Genomic DNA, 24,100 nt, shown 5'->3' with positions numbered 1-24,100 from the left:
TATTTAACGATTTATTAATCATAGAAATACGTACCGAAAGAAATCGGTCGCTTGCATAAAAAAATTGGGAGCAACAAATGCCTAGATATCGTTCAGCAACCTCGGTTGAAGGTCGCAACATGGCGGGCGCCCGCGCTTTATGGCGTGCAACAGGCGTAAAAAATGAAGACTTTGGTAAACCCATTATCGCGGTGGTTAACTCATTCACACAATTTGTACCGGGTCATGTTCACTTAAAAGATATTGGCCAACTGGTAGCAAAAGAAATTGAAGCGTGTGGTGGCATTGCCAAAGAATTTAACACAATTGCTGTCGATGACGGTATCGCCATGGGGCATGGCGGTATGCTTTACTCACTACCCTCACGAGAACTGATTGCCGATTCCGTTGAATACATGGTTAACGCCCATTGCGCCGATGCCATGATCTGCATATCAAACTGTGACAAAATCACCCCCGGCATGTTAATGGCGTCACTACGTCTAAACATCCCAACTATATTTGTATCAGGCGGACCGATGGAAGCGGGTAAAACCAAACTATCTGACAAAATCATCAAACTCGACTTGGTTGATGCCATGATCCAAAGTGCCAATCCAAATGTTAGTGATGCTGATAGTGAAGCAATTGAACAATCGGCTTGTCCAACTTGCGGATCATGCTCAGGCATGTTTACTGCTAACTCAATGAACTGCTTAACCGAAGCATTAGGTTTATCATTGCCGGGGAATGGTTCACTGGTTGCGACACACAAACAGCGTGAAAAACTCTTCTTAAATGCCGCTAAACGCATTGTTAAAATCACCAAACGTTATTACGAACAGGATGATGATTCGTACTTACCACGATCAATAGCCACTAAAGCGGCCTACGAAAATGCCATGTCGCTCGATATTGCCATGGGGGGGTCAACCAATACCGTATTGCACTTACTTGCCACTGCACAAGAAGGTGAAATCGACTTCACCATGTCAGACATTGACCGACTATCTCGCAAAGTCCCTCACCTATGTAAAGTAGCGCCAAGTACCGCCATTTATCATATGGAAGATGTACACCGCGCGGGTGGGGTTGTCTCAATATTATCAGAGTTAGACAAAGCCGGATTACTTAACCGCAATGTCCACAACGTGCTTGGTCTAAGCTTACAAGAAACGTTTGCAAAATACGACATCACCCAAACCACTGACGAAGAAGTCAAAAAAATGTATCGCAGTGGTCCGGCAGGTATTCGCACTACCAAAGCTTTCTCACAAGATTGTTACTGGGATACGCTTGATGACGATCGCCAAAACGGCTGTATCCGCGACAAAGCTCATGCCTACAGCCAAGATGGCGGACTAGCAACCCTATACGGTAACGTAGCCGAAGATGGCGCAATCGTCAAAACAGCAAGTGTTGCTGCTGAAAACTTAGTCTTCCGTGGCCCAGCTAAAGTCTATGAAAGCCAAGAAGATGCGGTTGATGCAATCTTAGGTGGACGAGTCGTTGAAGGTGATGTAGTCGTCATCATCTATGAAGGACCAAAAGGTGGACCAGGGATGCAAGAGATGCTCTACCCAACCAGCTACCTAAAATCAATGGGCCTTGGCAAAGCTTGTGCATTAATTACCGATGGTCGATTCTCTGGTGGTTCATCAGGCTTATCCATTGGTCACATATCGCCAGAAGCTGCCAACGGTGGCGTGATTGGTTTAGTTCGAGATGGTGATATTGTTGATATCGACATCCCAAATCGAAAATTAAACATCCTCGTACCTGAAGATGAATTAGAACGTCGTCGCGTAGCTGAACTCACTCGCGGTGATAAAGCCTTTACACCTCATAACCGTAACCGTTATGTCTCATACGCACTAAAAGCTTATGCAAGCTTAGCAACCAGTGCTGACAAAGGTGCGGTACGTGATAAAAGTAAACTAGGTGGTTAACGTGAATAATAACAAACTAACCGGCGCTGATTATCTAAAAGCCACACTATGTAGTGCGGTATACGATGTCGCTCAAGTGACACCGCTAGAATATATGGAAAAAATCTCCTCTCGCCTAAAAAACCAAGTGTTTGTTAAGCGAGAAGATCGCCAACTCGTTCACAGTTTCAAAATACGGGGCGCGCAAGCCATGATTGCCAGCCTAACGCCGGAAGAACGTAAATGTGGCGTAATTGCTGCATCAGCCGGCAATCATGCACAAGGTGTCGCATTTTCAGCTACAAAATTAGGCATCAATTCCCTCATTGTCATGCCATTAACCACAGCAGATATTAAAGTCGAAGCGGTAAAAGGATTTGGTGGAGAAGTGCTACTTTATGGAGCCAACTTTGATGAAGCCAAAGCCAAAGCGATGGAATTAGCCAAAGAACAAAACCGTATATTTATTCCCCCTTTCGACCATCCCCTTGTCATAGCAGGGCAAGGCAGTATCGCCATGGAACTACTGCAACAAAATGCCAAACTTGACCGCATTTTTGTCCCTGTTGGGGGTGGAGGGCTTGCAGCCGGTATTGCCGTATTAATCAAACAAATCATGCCATCAATTAAAGTCATTGCGGTTGAACCTGAAGACGATGCTTGCCTAAAAGCAGCACTCATTGCCGGTCATCCCGTTGACCTTGATCGCGTGGGCTTATTTGCTGAAGGCGTCGCGGTTAAACGAATTGGTGACGAAACATTTAGACTTTGCCAACAATATATCGACGACATAATCACTGTCGATAGTGACGAAATTTGTGCCGCCGTTAAAGATCTATTTGACGATGTGCGCGCCATTGCTGAACCGTCTGGCGCGGTGGCGTTAGCGGGAATGAAAAAATATGTTGAACAAAACAACATCTGTGGCGAAAACTTAGCCCATATTCTATCCGGCGCTAACTTAAACTTCCACAATCTACGCTATGTATCAGAACGTTGCGAGCTAGGCGAAAAACGCGAAGTCCTGTTAGCGGTCACGATTCCAGAACAAAAAGGCAGCTTCCTCAAATTCTGTCAACTGCTCGGTGGTCGTGCTGTGACCGAATTCAACTACCGTTATCATGACGACAAATCAGCTTGCGTGTTTGTTGGCGTTAAAATTGCCAAAAGCAACGAAAAAGACGAAATCATGCAAGAACTGACCGCAGCAGGTTATCAAGTTGTTGATCTAACCGATGACGAAATGGCAAAACTGCATGTCCGTTACATGATTGGTGGCAAACCGTGCCAACCGATTAATGAACAAGTCTACAGCTTTGAATTCCCTGAATCACAAGGCGCACTACTCAAATTCTTACAAACCTTGGGTACCAATTGGAATATCTCAATGTTCCATTACCGTAGCCACGGCACCGATTATGGTCGCGTGCTAGCCGCCTTTGAAATCGACAACGCCAGCCATAGCACCTTTACCAAACATTTAACTGAATTGGATTACGGATTCCATAACGAAACAGAAAATCCTTCACTTAAACTATTCTTAACCGGTAAATAATTCAACCGCCCCAATCAGGGGCGGATTTTGTCTCAACACATTATAGATTAACGATTAACTAATTATTAACCATGCTATTTTATTATTGATAAAAAGATTGGATTAATTTTAGTCAGATCAATGACTGAAAAACCCCGCTCCTCAACTTTTTTCTTCAAAACGTCTAGAAATTAATCCTCATATCAGGTAGTTCAAGCATCTCTACAAAATCGTATTTCATCATTAACCATATGACTAAACTACACTTTTTAACGCTATAGTTCCTTCCCCTATTCCCTCTTTCAAGAAATTAAAAAGGCTAAGGCGAGACACAGAGCATGGGACTAGAACTCTTAATGGAAAAACGTGTTATCGAACCATTTCTCGGGCTAACGGCAAATTTACGGTTCTGAGTAGGAGTTATTGATGATTTACGGCCTTTTAAAGGAGGCATTATTCCATCACTAGTCCAGTAGTAACTGAGGTCAAAAAAACCGATGTTATTATATGAGTGCGTTGAGCCCCACTCACTAAACAATCCTGCACCAATTATACGCTGAAAGTAATTATTAGGTGATGAAGGTATTGCGCCGACGGCACCTTTACACTCACTACGAGAATTTATCCCATTACAAGAAGCATTAGTTAAATCTTTAACCGTAGCTAAACGTAAATGCTGGTCACTACAGATAGATGATGCTTTATCATAAGTATAAGCTTGATTAGAAGGATAAAACCACTGCTTTAATACAAAACCATATTTAATGACAGCTTTACCACTATTATCGCGACCGACTAACTCGAATGTTTGTGGCAAAGTAGGCGGCTTAATTACAGGAATCTCAACAGCAAAATTGCTAGAATTCCGTCCGAATTTAGTTAAAACCGGCCCAGTTAAAGTGACGCGTACGCCTGTCGCTGTAGAACTAGTCATAGTAGCAGTGATGCCATCATGCGAGACAGGAGCCCAAGATAAAGCCTGATTACTACCAGCAATGTCTAAGTCAAAATACAAATTGTTAGCGCCAGTAGTTGGAAAATTTAAACCATAAGATGACGGCGTAATTGATTGAAGTAAAAAACCTTTAGCAGGGTTCCAAATAGAAGCAGGACCAGATACGTGATTAAAATAATGATATTCATTCTCAATAATTAAATATATTAAGTTAGGCCTAGCAAAACAAACCACAGCCCCTGCTTGTGGATTGATATAATAAGTAACATTACTTGCGCTGAAAATACGACTACTTGGAACGCCATAACGAGTACTTAATGTGCCGTCAGTGCTAGCTAATTTAACCTGATAAGGCGCCTTGCAAATATCTGGAACAGTATGACGCGTGACGGGTTGATTATTTTTATCAACGATAGATAAACTTAAACTACCAGTAGCTGTAACGTCAGTATCGCCATCATCATCTCCCCAATAATTATAAGGTGGGCCGATAAGAGAGCTTAAAGCGACTGAATTAGTATAAGTAGGAACCAACATATCAATATCAGCAAAACTTTGACCCGCAACAGGCAACACGATTGGCGTTGTAACGGAAGTATTAGTTGAAGGCGTGTATTTAACACCATTAGATAACGTAATCCCAAGCAGAGCATTAGTATCAACCACACGAGTACGACCACCATCAAAGGTTAAATAAGGCGCGCTACCTTGAATCGGATTTTTTGTAGTCTGTGAAGTTAATGCGAAGCTAGAAAAAGGATGTAAAATAACCGAACCTAAAAGGATCCACCAAGATAATTTAAAAGAATAAGAGGATCGAAAAATGGATCGCGTGATAATTCGCAGAATTCTGCATAATTGCGTGGAAAAATAAGTTTCGGTGTAAAATAAACGTTGGAAGCTAAATTTAGACGAATTTAAAAGATAGGTTGGCCATGTTGCCTGTTGCCTGTTGGAAATTATAAAACATTTGCGACAATCCTGTCAAGTAATTTTATGATTTTATTTATGATTTTATATTTTTCTATCAAATTTTAGCTTCTTAGCTAAAACCGTGTAAAAAGTATAGTGATTGGAAAAACACGATGCAACACTTTTTTTCGCTCGGTTTCGTTAACTTTTGTAAATAGGATCTAAAAAGGATCTAAATGATAATTGATTAACTGTTGTTTTAATTAAATATATCACCATTGCAAATCTTTAAATAAATAATTAAAGATCCTCGAAAATTTAATTTTAGGGCTTAGAATTAGAAATTTAGTAAGTTTGATCATTTAAAAGTTTTTAAGTGAAATTTAAAACCTCAAAAACCCCGCTCCTCAACTTTTTTGCTTCAAAAAACGCAAATTAACCTACCTCAGTCGAGGTATGCGAATCTACGCTATAAAATCGCTTTTTATAGGACAATCCCGTTGACTCTTTGAATCAGCTACCCTTATTGACGCTATTTTTACTATCCCAAAAGCTCCAGCCATAGGGATTTAGAAGTATGGACTAAGGGTAGGTACAAATTCCATAGATGCTATGGATAGTGTCGATCCTATCGATACTACCACTACCTGAGGCCACGTAAAACTGACCAAGAGTATTGAGGATATCTAAGTCAGTCGTCAAGTCATTAGCCCAGTACCCATAAAGGTAAAACCCAGCTCCCGAGTAGTAATCCATTGCGCCCCACTCCGTAAAGAGACCAGCACCGATTTGACGCTGGTATAAATTATTAGGTGACGACGGTGTAGCACCGACTGAATCTTTACACCAAGAACCGTGATTAGTCCCACGGCAAGATGCATTGGTTAGATCACTAATTTTAGTCGGTCGATAACCAATACTCTTACACCAAGATAATGTATCTAAATAAGTGCTAATACTTTGATGGATAAACCACTGCTTTAACTCAAATCCATACTTGACGACAGGGTTACCACTACTATCGCGACCGACTAACTCAAATGTTTGGGGCAAAGTAGGCTTAGAAATAAGACCAGGGTTGCTAGAATTCCATTGTGATTCAGTTGCAACAGGACCGGTTAAGGTTACGCGTACACTTGTAGCTGTAGAATTGGTCATGGTAGCGGTTATACCACCATGAGAAACCGGTGACCAAGACAACGGCTTATTACTACCTTCAATGAGTAAATCAAAGTACAAACCATGAGCACCAGTAGTAGGGAAGTTTAAGTTGTAAGATGATTGAGTGAGAAAACCTTTATCAGGATTCCACACTGAAGCCGGACCGCGGTAGTCGTGAGAAAGACCTTTCTCATTAAGTTTACCTAATCTTAAATTAGGCCTAGCGAAACATACTGCTGATGATTCGTTAGGAGTTATATAATATGTCACATTACTGGCACTGAAATTACAACTAGTAGACTCGCCATTATTAATCGAACCAGCTGCAGTGCTTAATTTAACCTGATAAGGTGCCTTGCAAATATCTAACACGGTATTGCGTGATACCGCTTGGTTATCTTTATCGACGATAGATACATTTAAAGTGATGTTCACATCATCCCCCGAATGAGTATATGTCGAACCGATAATGGTACTTAATGCAACTGAATTAGTTGGGGCTAACAGACTAATATCGGTAAGACTCCGACCAGGCAGCTTGATTGGGTTGTTAATTGATGAGTTATTGGTTGAAGGCGTGTATCGTGTCCCATCTGATAAAGATATTTCGAGCAGGTTGTCGATATCAACGGTACAGGTACGATTACCATTGAAGGTTAAATACGGCTGGCTATCGTTAATAACATTTGTCTGTTTAGGTTTTAGTGCATGGCTGTAAAAAGAGGAAGAAAATAACAGCGCAAAAAAAATCTGCTGGAATAAATTGGATCGACAAAATAAGCGCGCAAAAGTGATCTGAATGGTGCTTAAGTACGAGAAAAAATAAGCTTTCTTGAAAAATAAATATTTTGAGCTTTGCTTTGACGAATTTAAGTTATCGGTTACCAGTTGAAAATTATCACACATTTTCGACCACCCTATCAATTGTCCTTTAAATTTATTGATATTATTTATCGATTTAATTTTAGTCGTCTAAATAAAACAATGTAAAAAGTATAATGACTAAAAAGATTAAGGACAATATATTTTTTTAACAACCAGTCATCGTAAAGAAAAGCGTTTACAAAAAATAACACGCGATTGATACTAGTTTTTTTGTGAATTTAAGGAATGGAATATTCGGACTTCAAAAAAACCGTTCCTCAAATTTTGGAGGGGAAAACTGCCTACTCGGCATAAATCCTAACGAAAAAACTTCGTGCTCTTCAATCGACTTTCTAAACTGCCTACTCGGCATAAATCGTTTCCGGTAATCCGTCACGGTGGGGGCGTGTTTTCTAAACTGCCTACTCGGCATAAATCTGATGCGCTGGCGTAACATAAGATTTTCAAGTTTTCTAAACTGCCTACTCGGCATAAATCAACAAGTCCAATTAGGAACAGGTTTTAAATCATTTCTAAACTGCCTACTCGGCATAAATCTCATACCCCCAACCAAAAGTAACCGACATATATTTCTAAACTGCCTACTCGGCATAAATCCAAATAGTGAGGATTGTTTGATTGCTGTTAGATTTCTAAACTGCCTACTCGGCATAAATCGCTATAGCAATGAATTACAAAGATTTTTTACTTTTCTAAACTGCCTACTCGGCATAAATCCTCTCCACGCAGATCTGGCAAACGTCCCCATGTTTCTAAACTGCCTACTCGGCATAAATCCTTCCCAGCGTTTTTGGTTTAGATAGGTAGTTTTTCTAAACTGCCTACTCGGCATAAATCTAGAACACTACATACTATAAACATTATTTGCACAAAGGCAAAAGACATTTTGGGGATTAAAAACCCTTTTTTTTATAGATTTACAATTCTATGATTTTTAATGATTTTATTTTTTAATCGAAAAAAGGGTTATTAAGTTATTTATTTTAGAATTAAAAACCCCGCTCCTCAACTTTTTGGGGCTATAAAAAACGCAAAAAATCTTTTTATTTTGTTTAAACCATCGAGGCGAAATATTCAATCACACTAACATGCTTTATGTGATAAAAATATGCGTTAAATTTACACTAACAACCTGATTTTTTTAATAATAAAATTTATTATTTTTTGATATTAAAATATGCAAATTTCAGTTGCAAAATAGTCAAAAAAATTTTTCTTGCCCCTATTGTTTTTCTCAATTATTGAGAGCATATTAATTGCATATTTATCAGACAAGTTTTTGCCTTGTTGATGGATGATGATAAATAATTAAGGAGTTCATCTTTTACCCCCGTCGTTTTCTACCATTACTCATTAAACAACGTCAAATTAAACTGAGAAATTTAATCAATAGTAAGATTAATATTAAGTATAAGGATTATTCATGATAAAGATAAATGGTGCTAAAAAATTTTATTTATGGCTTGTTGCCACAATTTTATTAATCAGCGGGCTGTTTTTGACCATTAACGGTGTGCGACTTGTTGCCGTTGGTGGTAGTTGGTATTTTTTATTAATGGGGTTGGTGCAAATCGTTTCCTCATTTCTTTTATTTAAGCAAAACACTAAAGGTGCATGGCTTTATGCTTTAGCTTATGCCTTAACAATTGTTTGGGCATTATATGAAGTTGGTTTGCAGTTCTGGCCGTTATTTTCTCGTTTAATGGTATTTGGTGGTTTTGCAATGCTTATTGCATTTGCTTATCCAACATTAAAGAAACATGAAACAGGCGATAATAAAGCTGGCAAAGGTGGGTATGCTGTCGGTATTTTTATTTTTGTTGCGCTTTGTGTTTCGCTCGGATTTATGTTCCAGGAACATAATGTGGTTAAAAATGCAGTACCTTTAGCCAACAATCAATTGAAACCTACAGACAATCTGCTTGATTGGAGACAATATGCGAATACCACTAAAGGGACGCGTTTTTCCGGAGCGGATCAAATTAACAAAGAGAATGTAAAAGATCTTCAAGTCGCATGGACTTATCGTACCGGTTATGTGCCTTATAACAGCGGTTCAGGTCCGGAAGATCAAAATACGCCATTACAAATTGGCCAAAATGTTTATCTCTGCACCCCAACAAATATTGTGATTGCTTTAGATGCAGATTCAGGTCAACAAAAATGGCGCTATGATCCTAAAGCATCAACTCCAAACTGGGAGCGTTGTCGAGGCTTAGCTTATTATGAAGATAGTTTAGATAATGTTAGCAATAGTAATGCGACTTGTTCAGCTAGAATCATTATGAACACTATTGATGCCCGTTTAATGGCAATCGATGCCAATACCGGTAAATTATGTGAAGATTTTGGTGATAAAGGTGTTGTGGATCTTAAGAAAAATATGGGTGATATTCCGCCAGGCTATTATGAACCGACTGCTGCACCGTTAGTAGCCAAAGATGTTATTGTTGTTGGTGGACGGGTTGCCGATAACTTTTCAATCAATGAACCTGGCGGGGTAGTTCGAGCTTTTGATGTTCATTCTGGTAATTTGGTTTGGGCGTGGGATCCAGGTAATCCAAATATCACCGATGTACCACCTGCAAATGAAACTTATACTCGCGGTACCGTTAATGTTTGGGCAACAACAGCTTACGATCCAGAGCTTGATCTTGTTTATGCTCCAACCGGTAATGCAACCCCAGACTTTTTTGGTGGTGGCCGAACTCATTATGATGATGATTTTAATTCGTCTATTGTGGCTTTAGAACGTAAAACCGGACAAATTCGTTGGACATTTAGAACGGCTCATCATGATTTATGGGATTATGATTTACCTTCCCAACCATTACTTTATGATATTCCAAATGAAAATGGTGGCGTGACAAAAGTCATTGTACAAACCACAAAATCCGGTCAAATTTTTATGCTTGATCGCGTAACGGGTAAACCTGTTGCAGAAGTCCAAGAAAAACCTGTTCCGCAAGGTAATGTTCCGGGTGAATATTATTCTCCGACTCAACCATTTTCAGTGGGGATGCCTTCAATTGGTAATGAAACCTTAACTGAGTTCGATATGTGGGGAGCAACACCATATGATCAGCTTCTTTGTCGTATTGACTTTGTTGGTTCTGAATATCATGGTCTGTTCACTCCGCCGGGTATGACTAAAACGTTACAATATCCAGGATCGTTGGGTGGTATGAACTGGGGTAGCGTGGCAGTTGATCCTCAAAAGAATTTAATGTTTGTTAATGATATGCGTATTGGCTTGAAAAATTGGATGATTCCTCAAGATCAAATTCCGAAAAATTCAAGCGGGATTGAGATGGGTATTGTTCCACAAAAAGGAACACCATTTGGTGCAATGCGTTTAAGATTTACCTCACCTCTTGGCGTTCCATGCCAAAAACCACCGTATGGTACAATGACAGCTATTGATCTTAAATCACGTCAAGTAGTTTGGCAAAAACCTTTAGGCACTGTTATGGATACGGGTATTTTAGGTATACCTATGCATTTACCTGCTCCAATCGGTATGCCGACCATTGGTGGACCAATGGCGACTAAGTCAGGTTTATTATTCTTTGCTGCTACGCAAGATTTTTACCTAAGAGCCTTTGATTCGGTTACAGGTGAAGAAGTTTGGAAAGCGAGATTACCGGTGGGTAGTCAAGGTACTCCAATAACCTATATCTCACCAAAAACAGGTAAACAATATATTGTGATTTCCGCTAGTGGCGCAAGACAATCTCCTGTGCGTGGCGATTATGTTATTGCTTATGCATTGCCAGATAAAAAATAGTTTTTGGCAAAATAGATAAAATAAGCTTAATCTAGAAATGCCATTATATCGTTTAGTGTTAACGATATAATGGCAAATAAAATACAATCTAGTCAGTTTAATTTAACTATTCTATTCAACTAAACCTGATACCTTTCTTAAATTCATTGGCGAAATTGCTGCTATCACAACACCACTTTCCATTATTTCTATAATTTCCAATAATTATCCCATTACTGAATGCTTTAGTCTCAACAATCAGATAAATCTGGATTTTTGGTTAATAGTAATGCCATAATTTATCTACATGATTAAATAGTTATGAAGATGTAACATTACAGAAAGAAAAACTTATTTCATGAGATATACTGACTGCAAAAATTGTAACTATATAGTAATAAAAGGGATTTTATAGGAAAATGAAAAAAATAGTTTCTACTTTATGTTTAGCGATATTTTTTACTCTGTTTAACACTCATGTAGTGTTTGCCAATGATAACTCATTTAATCATAGAAAGCATTTTGATTCCTTCGATGACTTCTATCAAAGTTTACCTGTTTTATCTATGCCTATTGATAACAATAATACCGTCAATGGAATATATGTTGATAGCAAATTTTTTCATTTCGATGATGATGATTATAGCTATTATGATGAACCAATTATTGAAGTCGACAAATATTATACGCTAAAAAATCTAAAAGCTATTGGTCGCTTTGAAATGGGTGATATCAAATTTATACTCTATGATTTTACTTTTGATGGTATAGGCGAAGGTTTCAACGAAAATAACAAATTAATTAATGCTTTTGACAAAAATGGAAAATATCTAGATGAATTAATGGTAGCAGGAAAAGATAGACATGAAGATCACATATTTTACTTTTCATCCATGATTAAAGATCAGCTATTTCATATTAAACTAGACTCTGTTTATGATGTAGAAGATAAAACAACGATTGATTTAACTTATCAGTTTCGTGACAATCAGTTTTGGTTAAAAAAACCTCCTGTAAACTGTCAAACTGTAAATTTACAGCAATATTTGAATAAACTTACCGAGCAAGAGTTTGCCGATATTGATGATATCGTGGCATTTAGTGATTATATTGACTGTTATCCTATATCCGATAATTTGCAAACATATAAACAAATCGCTGAATATATTAATAATGCTAGAAGTTATTTTCTTAGTTCTGCTGAATTAAAAAAATTGCATGAAACAATTCGTATTATTGAGGAGTAGGTATGTGTTTACCTACTTTTTAATATCATTCCAACGCTTATCAACTAGATATTTTCAGTCAAAAAAGATGGGATTTATGTCATAAAATTCGCTCAATAAAATATGACTTACCGCTTTACAAAGAGCCTGAATATATCTATCCATGGTGTAACGAGCTCATATTGAAAACACCAAGTTATTCATCATAGCAGCAAGAAGTATGGTTAACACAATGAACCTTGTGCATTTATGTAGGATTGGCCGAAATTATCCCATTGCTAAATGCTTTAGTCTCGATCAATAAGATAAATCTGGATTTTTGGTCAAAACTAATGCCATAATTTATCTACATGATTAAATAGTTATGAAGATGTATCATGGCAGAAAGAAAACCTTATTTCATGAGATATACTGACTGCAAAAATTGTAACTATATAGTAATAAAAGGGATTTTATAGGAAAATGAAAAAAATAGTTTCTACTTTATGTTTAGCGATATTTTTTACTCTGTTTAACACTCATGTAGTGTTTGCCGATGATCACTCATTTAATCATAGAAAGCATTTTGATTCCTTCGATGACTTCTATCAAAGTTTACCTGTTTTATCTATGCCTATTGATAGCAATAATACCGTCAATGGAATATATGTTGATAGCAAATTTTTTCATTTCGACGATGATGATGATTATAGCTATTATGATAAGCCTATTGTTGAAACCGACAACTATTTTACGCTGAAAAATCTAAAAGCTATTGGTCGCTTTGAAATGGGTGATATCAAATTTATACTCTATGATTTTACTTTTGATAGTATAGGCGAAGGTTTCAACGAAGATATCAAGTTAATTAATGCTTTTGACAAAAATGGAAAATATCTAGATGAATTAATGGTAGCGGGAAAAACTGGACATGAAGATCACATATTTTACTTTTCATCCACGATTAAAGATCAACTATTTCATATTAAACTAGACGCTGTTTATGAACTCGGCTATGTAGCGGAGGTAAAAGACGATATCTATCAATATAAAAAAGCTATTGATTTAACTTATCAGTTTCATGACAATCAGTTTTGGTTACAAGCCTCTCCGGTAAACTGTCAAACTAAAAATTTAAAGCAATATTTGAATAAACTTACCAAGCAACAGTTTGCCGATATTGATGATATCGTGTCATTTAGTCATTATATTGACTGTTATCCTATATCCGATAATTTACAAACATATAAACAAATAGCTGATTATATTAAAAATTCTATTAATTATTTTCTAAGTACTGCTGAATTGAAAAAATTGCAGGAAACAATTCGTATTATTGAGGAGTAAGAACGTCATTATCCAAAGATGGCGCACTGACTGGTTATCTCTTTGAGTGTGTTCAATGTGGTAAGAAAAGATTGCATATTAATTGCAACAATGACTATACACCATTTTTATGACGTTAATTTACCCAATCATCAAAAATCAAATTGTACAAGAAGCCGATTTATTAATCGGCCTTAAATAGAATCAGATAAAATGCTTATCGCTATTGGCTGATAAAAGTATGACATAAGTTTTAACTTTAAAAAGATTAATTAATATGTTGAATATAACCTTTCACAATATTAATGCTTGTATCAAATAGCTGTTTTTCCTTATCGTTAAAATCAAGTTGTATCACTTTTTTAATACCATGCTGATCTAAAATTGCCGGTACCCCTATAGCGACATCTTTATACCCATATTCACCATCTAAAATACAACTTAATGCTAATGCTCGATGGCTGTTGGTGAAGATGTGTTGGCAAATTTCAGCAATCGTGCTGGCAATGCCGTATTCGGTGCAGTGTTTGTATTTGACGATTTCAAAGCCTTTATTTTTAGCTTTAGTACCAATGTCCGCAAAATTAATTTTATTTTTTTCAAGTTGATTAAGATTTATGCCATAAATTGAAGAGTGTGACCATACTGGAAATTGTGAATCGCCATGTTCTCCCACAATAAAGGCATCAATACTTTGTGGTCCGATATCCATTTGTTCGCCGAGTAATCGTCGCAGGCGAACTGTATCGAGCCAAACACCTGTACCAATGACGCGATGACGAGGTAAACCAGATAGTTTCCAGACTTGATAAGTAATTGCATCACACGGGTTTGTGGCAATTAGGAATATGCCTTTGAATCCGCTTTTCATCATGTTGGGAATAAGATTAGCCATGATTTTAGATGTGCCTGACAGCTCTTCTGCCCTGCTTTTTTGTGCCAGCCCTGAGGTGACAGTAATAATGGCTATATCGATATCAGCACAGTCCGTCGATTCACGTAAACTGACTTTTATCATGTTTTGGCGATAAGCGGCGGCATCAAGTAGATCTTGTGCGTGACCGTAGGCTAAGTCTTTATTAAGGTCGACTAGTGCGATCTCTTCACAAAATCCACGATTGACTAATGTATAAGCGGTGGTTGAACCGACATTTCCTACACCAATAATCATTACTTTACGTAGTTTCATATTTAGCCTCGTTATTTATAAGTTGTCATTCTACTTTTTTGATGGAGTGCGATATCATCTCCAGTTTAACACTACATTATCTATCGTTCTAATAGATGTATCTGGCTACGCTTTTTTTGTATTTTTGTTTAATATTGAGTAATAAAAAATTTGACTTTTATTTTATTAATGATAATAATTCTCATTAACATTTAAAATATCATTTTTGCATTTTTAAAGTAATAGGGAGTGATCTAGAAAAGGATTTCGTACATTTCTGATCGTTTATCTACAGCTTATTTTCTGTACTTGATTGAGTTCGAACAGATAGTATACAATAAGGATTAATCAATGAAATTCAATTTTTTTAAAAGCCGTAAGACATTATTAAATGCGATTTTAGCATCGCTACTGGTTTTGACGGGTCTGACCAATTCATCATCAGCTGATGAGAAAAAATTTAAAGTTGTTACCACATTTACTGTTATACAAGATATTGCCCAAAACGTGGCTGGTGATGCCGCAGTTGTGGAGTCAATCACTAAAGTTGGCGCCGAAATTCATGAATACGATCCTACACCACAAGATATTAATAAAGCACTGTCTGCCGATTTGGTGTTGTGGAATGGTTTAAACTTAGAACTTTGGTTTGAGCGCTTTTTTGAAGATATTAAAGATGTGCCTTCAGTTGTCGTAACAGAAGGCATTGAGCCAATGCCGATTCAAGAAGGTAGCTATAAAGGTAATCCAAATCCTCATGCTTGGATGTCACCAACACTTGCTTTAACTTATGTCGAAAATATTCGTGCGGCTTTGGTTAAATATGATCCGAAAAACGCCGAAATATATAATAAGAATGCCGCAGAATATGTGGCAAAAATTAAGGCGCTTGATGCCCCACTTCGTGAGCGTTTAGCTAAGATCCCTGAATCACAGCGTTGGTTAGTGACCAGTGAAGGCGCTTTTAGTTATTTAGCACGTGATTATAATCTTAAAGAGGCGTATCTCTGGCCGATTAATGCCGAGCAACAAGGTACACCTAAACAAGTTAAGCATCTTATTGATTTAGTGCGTGCTAATAATATACCTGTTTTATTTAGTGAGAGTACGATTTCTGATAAACCTGCTAAGCAGGTAAGTAAAGAAACTGGCGCTACTTATGGTGGTGTGTTGTATGTTGATTCACTTTCTACTAAAGATGGCCCTGTTCCTACTTATATCGATTTATTAAAAGTGACGGTTGAAACAATCGCTAAAGGATTCGAAAAATAATGACTCAAATTTGCTTAAATGTTGATGATATTACCGTGACCTATAATAATGGTCATACAGCAATTCATGATGCGAGTTTTCGTTTGAATGGTGGCACTATCTGTGCACTTGTCGGCGTTAATGGTAGTGGGAAATCGACACTATTTAAAAGCATTATGGGGATGATAAAACCCACTAAAGGACAAGTGACGTTTAATGATATTTCGGTAAAACAAGCATTAAAGCAAAATATTATTGCCTATGTTCCTCAAACTGAAGAAGTCGATTGGGATTTTCCGGTTTTGGTATCGGATGTGGTGATGATGGGGCGTTATGGTCATATGTCTTTTTTACGAATACCAAGTAAGGAAGATAAAAGACAAGTCGATCTGGCACTAGAACGAGTCAATATGTTGGATTTTAAGCATCGCCAGATTGGTCAACTTTCTGGCGGTCAAAAAAAACGTGTCTTTTTAGCTAGAGCTTTGGCTCAACAAGGTAAGGTGTTATTGTTAGACGAGCCATTTACGGGCGTTGATGTGAAAACCGAAAATGCCATTATCGATCTGCTTAAAGATCTTCGTGATGAAGGCCATTTGATTTTAGTTTCTACCCACAATTTAGGTAGTGTGCCAGAGTTTTGTGATCAGGTAGTGTTGATTAATCAAACCGTGTTGGCTTTTGGTGAAACTAAAACAACATTTACCCCACAAAATTTGATGATGACATTTGGTGGCGCACTACGTTATTTAAGCTTGTCTGGTGAGCAATTACACCAAGATGAAGATCCTCGTAAAATGTCTATTTTAACTGATGATGAGCGGGCAGCTATATTTTATGGTGAAGGCAATGATGACTCGGCTCACAAAGATTTTCTAGTCGAACCAACTGTTATTGAAACTAAAGGGCAACACTAAATGGAACTGCTTCTTGAACCTTTTACTTATGGCTTTATGTTAAAAGCCATTTGGGTAAGTAGTATTGTTGGTGCAGCTTGCGCATTTTTGTCGGCGTTTTTGATGTTAAAAGGCTGGTCTTTAATGGGCGATGCCCTTTCGCATTCAGTAGTGCCCGGTGTGGCAGGTGCTTATGCGCTTGGCTTACCTTATTCAGTGGGCGCTTTTTTTACCGGTTTGTTAGCAGCTTTATCAATAACAATTGTACGTGCTTTCACTCGTTTAAAAGAAGATGCTATTATTGGTTTTATCTTTTCGACCTTTTTTGCTATTGGTCTTTTAATCATTTCACTAAATCCAACTTCTGTTAATGTGCAAACTATTATTTTTGGTAATATTTTGGGAATTGATGATAGTGATATGTGGCAAGTGCAAATTATTATTTTAGTTTCACTGATTTTGCTACTGTTTTTTTGGAAGGATCTGTTAGTGGTCTTTTTTGATGAAACTCATGCTCGTTCAATTGGCTTAAAACCATTACAGTTAAAGATTCTTTTTTTTACTATTTTAAGTGCCTGTACTGTTGCTGCACTGCAAACGGTCGGTGCAATCTTGGTCATAGCGATGGTAGTAACCCCTGGCGCGACAGCTTACTTACTTACCGATAGATTTTCACGGTTGTTAATTATTTCAGTTATCATCGGTGCGCTGACGAGTGCAATTGGCGCTTGGATCAGTTATTTCCTTAATGGTGAAACAGGTGGTGTGATTGTGACATTACAAACTTTAGTCTTTTTGGCAGCATTTTTATTTGCACCAAGACAAGGGTTGATTTCACGCCGAATCAGCCAAGCAAGACAAGGAGGTTCAGTATGATATGGGAACTTATCTATCATCCTCTTACAATTCCTTTTGTTCAACGTGCTATTCTAGCGGCCCTCGCTACCGGTATTGTTTGTGCCCTGCTGTCATGTTTTTTAGTGTTAAAAGGCTGGTCGTTGATGGGCGATGCTATTTCTCACGCGGTATTACCCGGTATTGTACTTGCTTATTTAGCTGGGATCCCTTTAATAATTGGTGCATTTGCGTCGGGGTTATTTTGTTCGGTTGCTACTGGTTACATTAAAGATAACAGTCGAATAAAGGAAGATACTGTGATGGGCATCGTTTTTTCGGGAATGTTTGCTTTTGGTTTAGTGCTGTTTTCTAAAGTGGAAACGTCGCAACATTTGAATCATATTTTATTTGGTAGTGTGTTGGGAACAAGCTATCAAGAACTCATCCAAATTATTACTATTGCAAGCATTGTTTCGATTTTAGTTATCATTAAACGCCGTGATTTAATGCTGTATTGTTTTGATCCCGTACAAGCAAGAGTAGTTGGTTTGCCAGTTAAATTATTACATTACGGTTTATTAAGTATTTTAGCATTGACTATTGTTGGATCACTTAAAGCTGCAGGTGTTATTTTGGTGATTGCGATGTTAATTGCGCCGGGCATAACCGCATTTTTATTGACTAAACGTTTTGAAAAGATGTTAGTGATTGCAGTAATTGTATCGGTATTTTCAACGGTAACTGGTACTTTAATCAGTTTTCATATAGATGCGTCAACCAGTGCTTGTATTGTGATTTTACAAGCAGTGATTTTTACTCTTACCCAGTTTTATCGGATCTACGCTAATAAAAAAATAAGGCGTTAATTGAAGTATTGTTTTTCACATTTACGATACTTCAATTATTCGTCATCCAAATATTTACCCGCATCAGCGTAATTATCAAACCTTGAGAATTGACCTTGGAAAGTTAAGCGTACTTTACCAATTGGACCATTTCGCTGTTTACCTAAGATGATTTCTGCAATACCTTTATGTTCTGATGCTTCGTTATATACTTCGTCACGATAGATGAACATAATTACATCGGCATCTTGTTCGATAGATCCTGATTCACGTAAGTCGGAGTTAACTGGTCGTTTATCGGCGCGTTGTTCTAAGCTTCGGTTTAGCTGTGAAAGAGCAACAACCGGAATTTGTAACTCTTTGGCTAATGCTTTTAATGAGCGTGAGATCTCGGCGATTTCAAGCGTTCGGTTTTCTGATATGTTTGGTACTCGCATCAGCTGTAAGTAATCGACCATGATCATACTTAATCCTTTATGTTCACGGTAAATTCGTCTTGCTCGTGAGCGTAGCTCCATAGGGGTTAATCCTGATGAGTCATCAATGTAGATGTTTTTCTTTTCCAGCAGTAATCCCATGGTGCTCGATATTCTTGCCCAATCATCATCTTGTAGTTGGCCTGTACGAATACGAGTCTGATCAACACGTGATAACGAGGCCAGCATACGCATCATAATCTGTTCGGATGGCATTTCTAAACTAAAGATTAGTACCGGCTTATCTTGCATCATAGCAGCGTTTTCACAAAGGTTCATCGCAAATGTGGTTTTACCCATTGATGGACGAGCTGCAATAATAATTAAGTCTGAACGCTGTAATCCTGCGGTTTTTTTATCTAAATCAAGGAAGCCGGTTGAGACCCCTGTCACGCCATCATGTGGACGCTGGAATAACTCTTCAATTTTTGCGACGGTAGCTTCTAGCACATCGGTAATATTTTTCGGTCCTTCACCCTGCTTAGTACGGCTTTCGGCAATTTGGAAGATTTTGCTTTCAGCTAAGTCTAAAATTTCGGTACTGTCTCGGCCTTCAGTTGAGTAACAGTTATCAGCAATTTCATTTGAAGCACTAATCAGTTCCCGCAATATCGCTTGCTGGCGGATAATATCGGTATAGGCCACTACGTTAATGGCGCTTGGTGTGTTTTTCGATAACTCAGCTAAATAAGCAAATCCCCCCACATCAACAAGTAAGTCTTTACTTTCTAAGCTTTCAGACAAAGTGATTAAGTCAATCGGGGTACCACGACTGACTAAGGTATGCATTTCTGAAAATATGAGTTGGTGATGACGAGAATAAAAATCACGGTCGGTAATCATTTCAGCAACAACATCCCAACGCTGATTATCCAGCATTAGGCTACCAAGCACAGCTTGTTCTGCCTCGATTGAGTGAGGTGGTAATTTTATATTTTGTACTTTTGATTTTTTTGCGTCTTGATTTTTGAGTTCTTTATTTGAATCATCAGTATTCATTGCATTCATCTTTTTATTTAATTTAATCTATAGCTAATTTGCTTACTTTATAAATAATGGCCCTAAAGCGCAATCAGGAATTTGATATTCTAATGGATAATCTACCTGAACCAAATATAAACCTTCAGGTTTCGCGGTTGCTGCAGCTTGAGTACGATCTTTCGCTTTTAATAGCTCATCAATCCACTGTGGTGGTTGATTACCTGCACCAACCTCTAACAAACTTCCGACAATATTGCGTACCATATGATGTACAAAGGCATTTGCTTTGATATCGACAATAACATATTCACCCTGTCTTGTAACTTGAATATGATGAATATTACGCCAGGGCGTTCGCGATTGACACTGTGCAGCTCTAAATGATGAGAAATCATTTTCACCTAATAAATATTGCCCCGCTTGGTGCATCAGTTCTTCATTTAATGGCAGATAATAATGCGTTACGCCTTTGGCCAAAATTGCTGGACGATAACGATGATTATAAATCACATATCGGTAACGTCGAGCAGTTGCGCTAAATCTAGCATGAAAACTGTCATCCACACTTTTTGACCACCGTACAGCGATATTGTCAGGAAGATGAGAGTTTACGCCCATTGTCCATGCTGCCTCACCGCGCTGAGCGTTGGTTTCAAAATGAATTACTTGCCCTGTGGCATGTACGCCAGCGTCGGTTCGTCCTGCACAAAATACGGCTATTGGCTCGTTAGCTATGACAGACAAAGCCGATTCTAATCTTTCTTGAATAGAGTCAACGTGCTGTTGTCGTTGCCAACCAAAATAGCCACTACCATCATACTCGATACCTAATGCAATTTTAGAGGTAGTCATTAATCAGGATCTCAAGTGTCTCGATTAACATTAGTCCACCTAAGTAACGGATATTATCTGCTACTGACCAAAATTGAATTTGTTCATAATTTCCATAGCTGTGTCGTAAATTAGCGAGTTTAATGGTTAAGTTCTTTTCACCTTCGGTATTGACTTCAGTTACTGGAGTTGGTAAATCTTCACTTTTTACTTCAACACCAAATTCACTAAAACGAGCCATGTCTAGTTCAATGGGTAAGCTACTGGAAACATTCACCGCTTGAGCTAGTCCATAAAATACCGGCACAATAACGGATTCAATTGAGATAGGTAAATCATAATTACTTATCACTTTACGAATTTGGTTAATTTGAGTGTGTTCACCTAAACTTTGGTGATCAGACTCATGCGAAAGCGGTAATAAGTTAAAGGCAAGTTGATTGTCAAATAGCTCGTTATCAACTGGCATTCCATTGAGTAATCTAGCGCTTTGTCCTGCCAGTTCATCCACACCTGGCTTGCCATATAATGATGAAGGAATAAAGCTGGTTAAATGGAGATTAGTCAGTAATTGAATATCGGTTAGTGATGCAACGCAACGTAATAATTGAGATACGGTTGGGCTTGCAACAGCAATGATATTTTCATTGCGATATTCGGTTAATACGCTGTTATTTACTTTAGGTACAATTAATGGAATATGGTCTTGATCAGCAAAAAATCCGCTCGCATCAATAACGATACAGCCTGCTTGAGCAGCTGTTTGAGCATATTTTTCGCTAGTTTTAGTACCTGCAACAAAAAAGGCAAAATGGCATTGGCTCCAATCCATTTGCTCGCTATCAATGACGGTTAAATTTTTACCGGCAAAACGAACTACTTCGCCAGCGCTGTTATCGCTACCGACTAAATAGAGATTTTCAATTTCAATAGTTTTTGAGTCATTTAATAACTCAATTAGCGCAGAACCTACTTGTCCTGTCGCACCAACAATGGCGATATTCCATGCAGACATATGATAAACCCGAATTAAAGTATTTAATGGCAATTATACCACTTTATTGTTAAAGATTTTGGAAAAAAGATATTTTCTAAATTTTGGAATCTTGCTCGAAAAATTGAATTTTAGTTGATTACAATTTTAATAATCCTCGTTAAAGTAATTTTATATTTAACTAAATTTATAATTATGGCGAAGATCTCATTATCGATGATAGCGAAAGAAGCAAAGGTTTCAATCGCATCTGTATCAAGAGTATTAAGAACACCCAACCTAACATCTCCACAAACTCAATTTCTGGTTTATCAGGCGATGAAGGCTTTAAATGTTGATCTATCAAAAAATTTAAAAGATTATCAACCCGTTCATGAAAGCAATAAAATTTTAGTTGTTGATAATCAGCTTATCTCTAAAAGCTTAATCAATTTTGGTATTGAGCAAGTTTTACATGAAGCTGGGTTTCAACTGTTTTATTTACAATTTCCTTATAAGGTTAAAAATGATCTCTATTATTTAATTCAATATATTAAGCAAAATTGTTTTATTGGCATTATCATTATAAATCAAGCTCCATACCTTACCCAGCTATATAGTTATAAAAATTCATTACCACCCATTGTATTTGTTAATCATTTTAAGAAGAATTTTACCTGTGTTCATTTCGATCATCTGACAATTGGATATCAAACCACTCAGCATTTAATTGAGCAGGGGCATAATAAGATCGCAATTTTTATTAATAGCGATAAAAATACTAACTCCTCATTTTTCTTGCAAGGCTATCAACAGGCTTTTCAACGAATCAATATGCCGATCGATAGTGATTATGTCATTCAAGGTTGCCTTACGTATGAACATGGGCGAGATGCCATTAAGACACTACTTCAAAGCAATAAGCCGCCGACAGCCGTTATTTTTGAGGATTTGAGTAGTCTTTCTTGTTATGATTGCTATCATACGCAAAATTATTTATCGAATTATCGTTCACTTTTTGGCGCATTACACCAAGTCAAAAAGAGCCAATCACAATTACTACATCCGCTTGCAATTACTTATATTAGCCATACCAATGATCTTCAATATAATGAATTAGATCAATTGAGTAGAGTCAATAAGCCTTTATACAAAATGGGATGTAAATCAGCACAATTGTTATGTGATCTTCTTGAACATAATATGACATCATTATCACAATGCCATACTATTGATACCGAAATGTTTTTTACTAATTGCTAATATTTTAAATTGATTAACGATTTAATTAGGATGTTGAAATTAATCTTTTAGGTGACAATTTATTAAGGATTTGAGTTCCTGCACCAATAAATTGTTGGCCTTGATAAATTCTGACTAATGTTTCAACACTTACACTGTTTTCAACAATTACGGTTCTACCTAATAAAATGTCTTTACCTTGGCTTTCACTTAATACCACTTTAGGGCGGTCTTGTAATGGGCTATCGACTGGCATAAGCATTGGTTCATTTTGCAATTCATCTAGGGTGATCATATTATCGATAGGATAATTTGATACTTGTAGACGTCTTAAATAAATTACATGTGCCCCACAGCCAAGTAATTCACCTAAATCATCAATAATGGTACGAATATAAGTCCCTTTTGAACAATGGATTTCTAAGGTTAATTCGTGCTTAGTTGAATCGTATTGGATAAACTGGTTTTCATAAATTGTAATGGGTCTAGCTTCTCGCTCTATAACAATACCTTGACGAGCATATTCATAAAGTGGTTTGCCTTGATATTTTAAAGCCGAAAACATGGTTGGAACTTGTAAAATATCGCCGCGAAAATGAGTTAATGCTTCGTCGATTTGTGATTGAGTGATATTAACCGATCTAGTAGAAATTATTTGACCATCCGCATCAGACGTATCGGTACGTTCACCCAATTTGGCGATCACGCGATAGCGTTTGTCAGAATCTAATAAGTATTGTGAAAATTTCGTCGCTTCACCAAAACAGATAGGTAACATTCCAGTGGCTAATGGATCTAGCGCGCCAGTATGCCCTGCTTTTTTTGCGTTGAATAATCTTTTCACTTTTTGTAAGGCATCATTTGATGTCATGCCTTGTGGTTTGTCTAATAACAAAACGCCGTGAACATCACGGCGAGTTTTTTTTATATTCATCATCGATATTTTATT

The 24,100-nt window shown here is 37.4% G+C and carries 17 protein-coding genes and 1 CRISPR repeat array; of the genes, 10 read left to right on the top strand and 7 right to left on the bottom strand.

Annotation, left to right across the window (positions count from 1 at the left end; translation table 11 throughout):
* The first annotated feature begins 77 nt into the window (after window positions 1-77).
* Both ilvD and ilvA read left to right on the top strand, forming a co-directional pair.
* On the top strand, window positions 78-1,928 hold the full coding sequence (gene ilvD, locus J3U18_RS04595; protein WP_267353060.1) for a dihydroxy-acid dehydratase: 1,851 nt from the start codon (window positions 78-80) through the stop codon (window positions 1,926-1,928).
* Window position 1,929: 1 nt separating this feature from the next.
* Complete coding sequence (ilvA, locus tag J3U18_RS04590) at window positions 1,930-3,462, top strand: threonine ammonia-lyase, biosynthetic (protein ID WP_255561373.1); 1,533 nt, start codon at window positions 1,930-1,932, stop codon at window positions 3,460-3,462.
* 298 nt (window positions 3,463-3,760) lie between these two features.
* On the opposite strand, the gene J3U18_RS04585 is transcribed toward ilvA, so the two are convergent.
* Entirely contained in the window at window positions 3,761-5,062 is a 1,302-nt protein-coding gene (locus J3U18_RS04585; protein WP_267353059.1) for a hypothetical protein, read from the bottom strand.
* Between the two features lie 828 nt (window positions 5,063-5,890).
* Complete coding sequence (locus tag J3U18_RS04580; RefSeq protein ID WP_267353058.1) at window positions 5,891-7,375, bottom strand: hypothetical protein; 1,485 nt, start codon at window positions 7,373-7,375, stop codon at window positions 5,891-5,893.
* Window positions 7,376-7,623: 248 nt separating this feature from the next.
* Window positions 7,624-8,191: a CRISPR direct-repeat array (repeat unit 28 nt; unit sequence TTTCTAAACTGCCTACTCGGCATAAATC).
* Between the two features lie 586 nt (window positions 8,192-8,777).
* On the opposite strand from J3U18_RS04580, the gene J3U18_RS04575 reads away from it, so the two are divergent.
* The 3 genes from J3U18_RS04575 (at window position 8,778) to J3U18_RS04565 (ending at window position 13,672) form a co-directional block, all read left to right on the top strand.
* The gene (locus J3U18_RS04575; RefSeq protein ID WP_267353057.1) at window positions 8,778-11,141 is read left to right on the top strand and encodes a membrane-bound PQQ-dependent dehydrogenase, glucose/quinate/shikimate family; all 2,364 of its coding nucleotides are present in this window, start codon (window positions 8,778-8,780) and stop codon (window positions 11,139-11,141) included.
* A gap of 398 nt (window positions 11,142-11,539) precedes the next feature.
* A complete protein-coding gene (locus J3U18_RS04570; RefSeq protein ID WP_267353056.1) occupies window positions 11,540-12,367 on the top strand; it encodes a hypothetical protein in 828 nt (275 codons plus the stop codon).
* A gap of 441 nt (window positions 12,368-12,808) precedes the next feature.
* Window positions 12,809-13,672: a hypothetical protein gene (locus J3U18_RS04565; protein ID WP_267353055.1), complete on the top strand. Its 864-nt coding sequence runs from the start codon at window positions 12,809-12,811 to the stop codon at window positions 13,670-13,672.
* 247 nt (window positions 13,673-13,919) lie between these two features.
* On the opposite strand, the gene J3U18_RS04560 is transcribed toward J3U18_RS04565, so the two are convergent.
* Window positions 13,920-14,840, bottom strand: coding sequence for an L-lactate dehydrogenase (locus J3U18_RS04560; protein ID WP_267353054.1), 921 nt, complete (start codon window positions 14,838-14,840; stop codon window positions 13,920-13,922).
* A gap of 330 nt (window positions 14,841-15,170) precedes the next feature.
* On the opposite strand from J3U18_RS04560, the gene J3U18_RS04555 reads away from it, so the two are divergent.
* The 4 genes from J3U18_RS04555 to J3U18_RS04540 are packed head-to-tail and all read left to right on the top strand — an operon-like array spanning window position 15,171 to window position 18,669.
* Entirely contained in the window at window positions 15,171-16,091 is a 921-nt protein-coding gene (locus J3U18_RS04555; RefSeq protein WP_065563387.1) for a metal ABC transporter substrate-binding protein, read from the top strand.
* Window positions 16,091-16,987 carry a manganese/iron ABC transporter ATP-binding protein gene (locus tag J3U18_RS04550; RefSeq protein WP_081303320.1) on the top strand — a complete coding sequence of 299 codons (897 nt, stop codon included), beginning with the start codon at window positions 16,091-16,093 and terminating at the stop codon, window positions 16,985-16,987. The genes J3U18_RS04555 and J3U18_RS04550 overlap by 1 nt, the downstream gene beginning before the upstream one ends.
* A complete protein-coding gene (locus tag J3U18_RS04545; protein WP_220225774.1) occupies window positions 16,988-17,842 on the top strand; it encodes a metal ABC transporter permease in 855 nt (284 codons plus the stop codon).
* Window positions 17,839-18,669, top strand: coding sequence for a metal ABC transporter permease (locus J3U18_RS04540; protein WP_324169788.1), 831 nt, complete (start codon window positions 17,839-17,841; stop codon window positions 18,667-18,669). Before J3U18_RS04545 ends, J3U18_RS04540 begins: the two co-directional genes overlap by 4 nt.
* A gap of 35 nt (window positions 18,670-18,704) precedes the next feature.
* Here J3U18_RS04540 and dnaB read toward each other — a convergent pair whose 3' ends face one another.
* From dnaB to J3U18_RS04525, 3 genes are read right to left on the bottom strand one after another with little or no spacing between them, the layout of a single operon-like run.
* Entirely contained in the window at window positions 18,705-20,132 is a 1,428-nt protein-coding gene (dnaB, locus tag J3U18_RS04535) for a replicative DNA helicase (protein ID WP_267362479.1), read from the bottom strand.
* Between the two features lie 33 nt (window positions 20,133-20,165).
* Window positions 20,166-20,957: a tRNA pseudouridine(38-40) synthase TruA gene (gene truA / locus J3U18_RS04530; protein WP_267353053.1), complete on the bottom strand. Its 792-nt coding sequence runs from the start codon at window positions 20,955-20,957 to the stop codon at window positions 20,166-20,168.
* Entirely contained in the window at window positions 20,944-21,951 is a 1,008-nt protein-coding gene (locus tag J3U18_RS04525; RefSeq protein ID WP_220225772.1) for an aspartate-semialdehyde dehydrogenase, read from the bottom strand. Before J3U18_RS04525 ends, truA begins: the two co-directional genes overlap by 14 nt.
* 174 nt (window positions 21,952-22,125) lie before the next feature.
* Between J3U18_RS04525 and J3U18_RS04520 the strand changes: the two genes are divergently transcribed.
* The gene (locus J3U18_RS04520; RefSeq protein WP_081299551.1) at window positions 22,126-23,172 is read left to right on the top strand and encodes a LacI family DNA-binding transcriptional regulator; all 1,047 of its coding nucleotides are present in this window, start codon (window positions 22,126-22,128) and stop codon (window positions 23,170-23,172) included.
* A 25-nt stretch (window positions 23,173-23,197) separates the two neighbouring features.
* Here J3U18_RS04520 and truB read toward each other — a convergent pair whose 3' ends face one another.
* On the bottom strand, window positions 23,198-24,088 hold the full coding sequence (gene truB / locus J3U18_RS04515) for a tRNA pseudouridine(55) synthase TruB (RefSeq protein WP_267353052.1): 891 nt from the start codon (window positions 24,086-24,088) through the stop codon (window positions 23,198-23,200).
* Window positions 24,089-24,100: the final 12 nt, after the last annotated feature.

Origin of the sequence: Gilliamella sp. B3482 (genome assembly GCF_026536805.1) — a bacterium.
GTDB classification, from domain to species: domain Bacteria; phylum Pseudomonadota; class Gammaproteobacteria; order Enterobacterales; family Orbaceae; genus Gilliamella; species Gilliamella apicola_E.
Note: the sequence above shows the minus strand (reverse complement) of the source record. Positions and strands in the feature narration are given on the sequence as shown.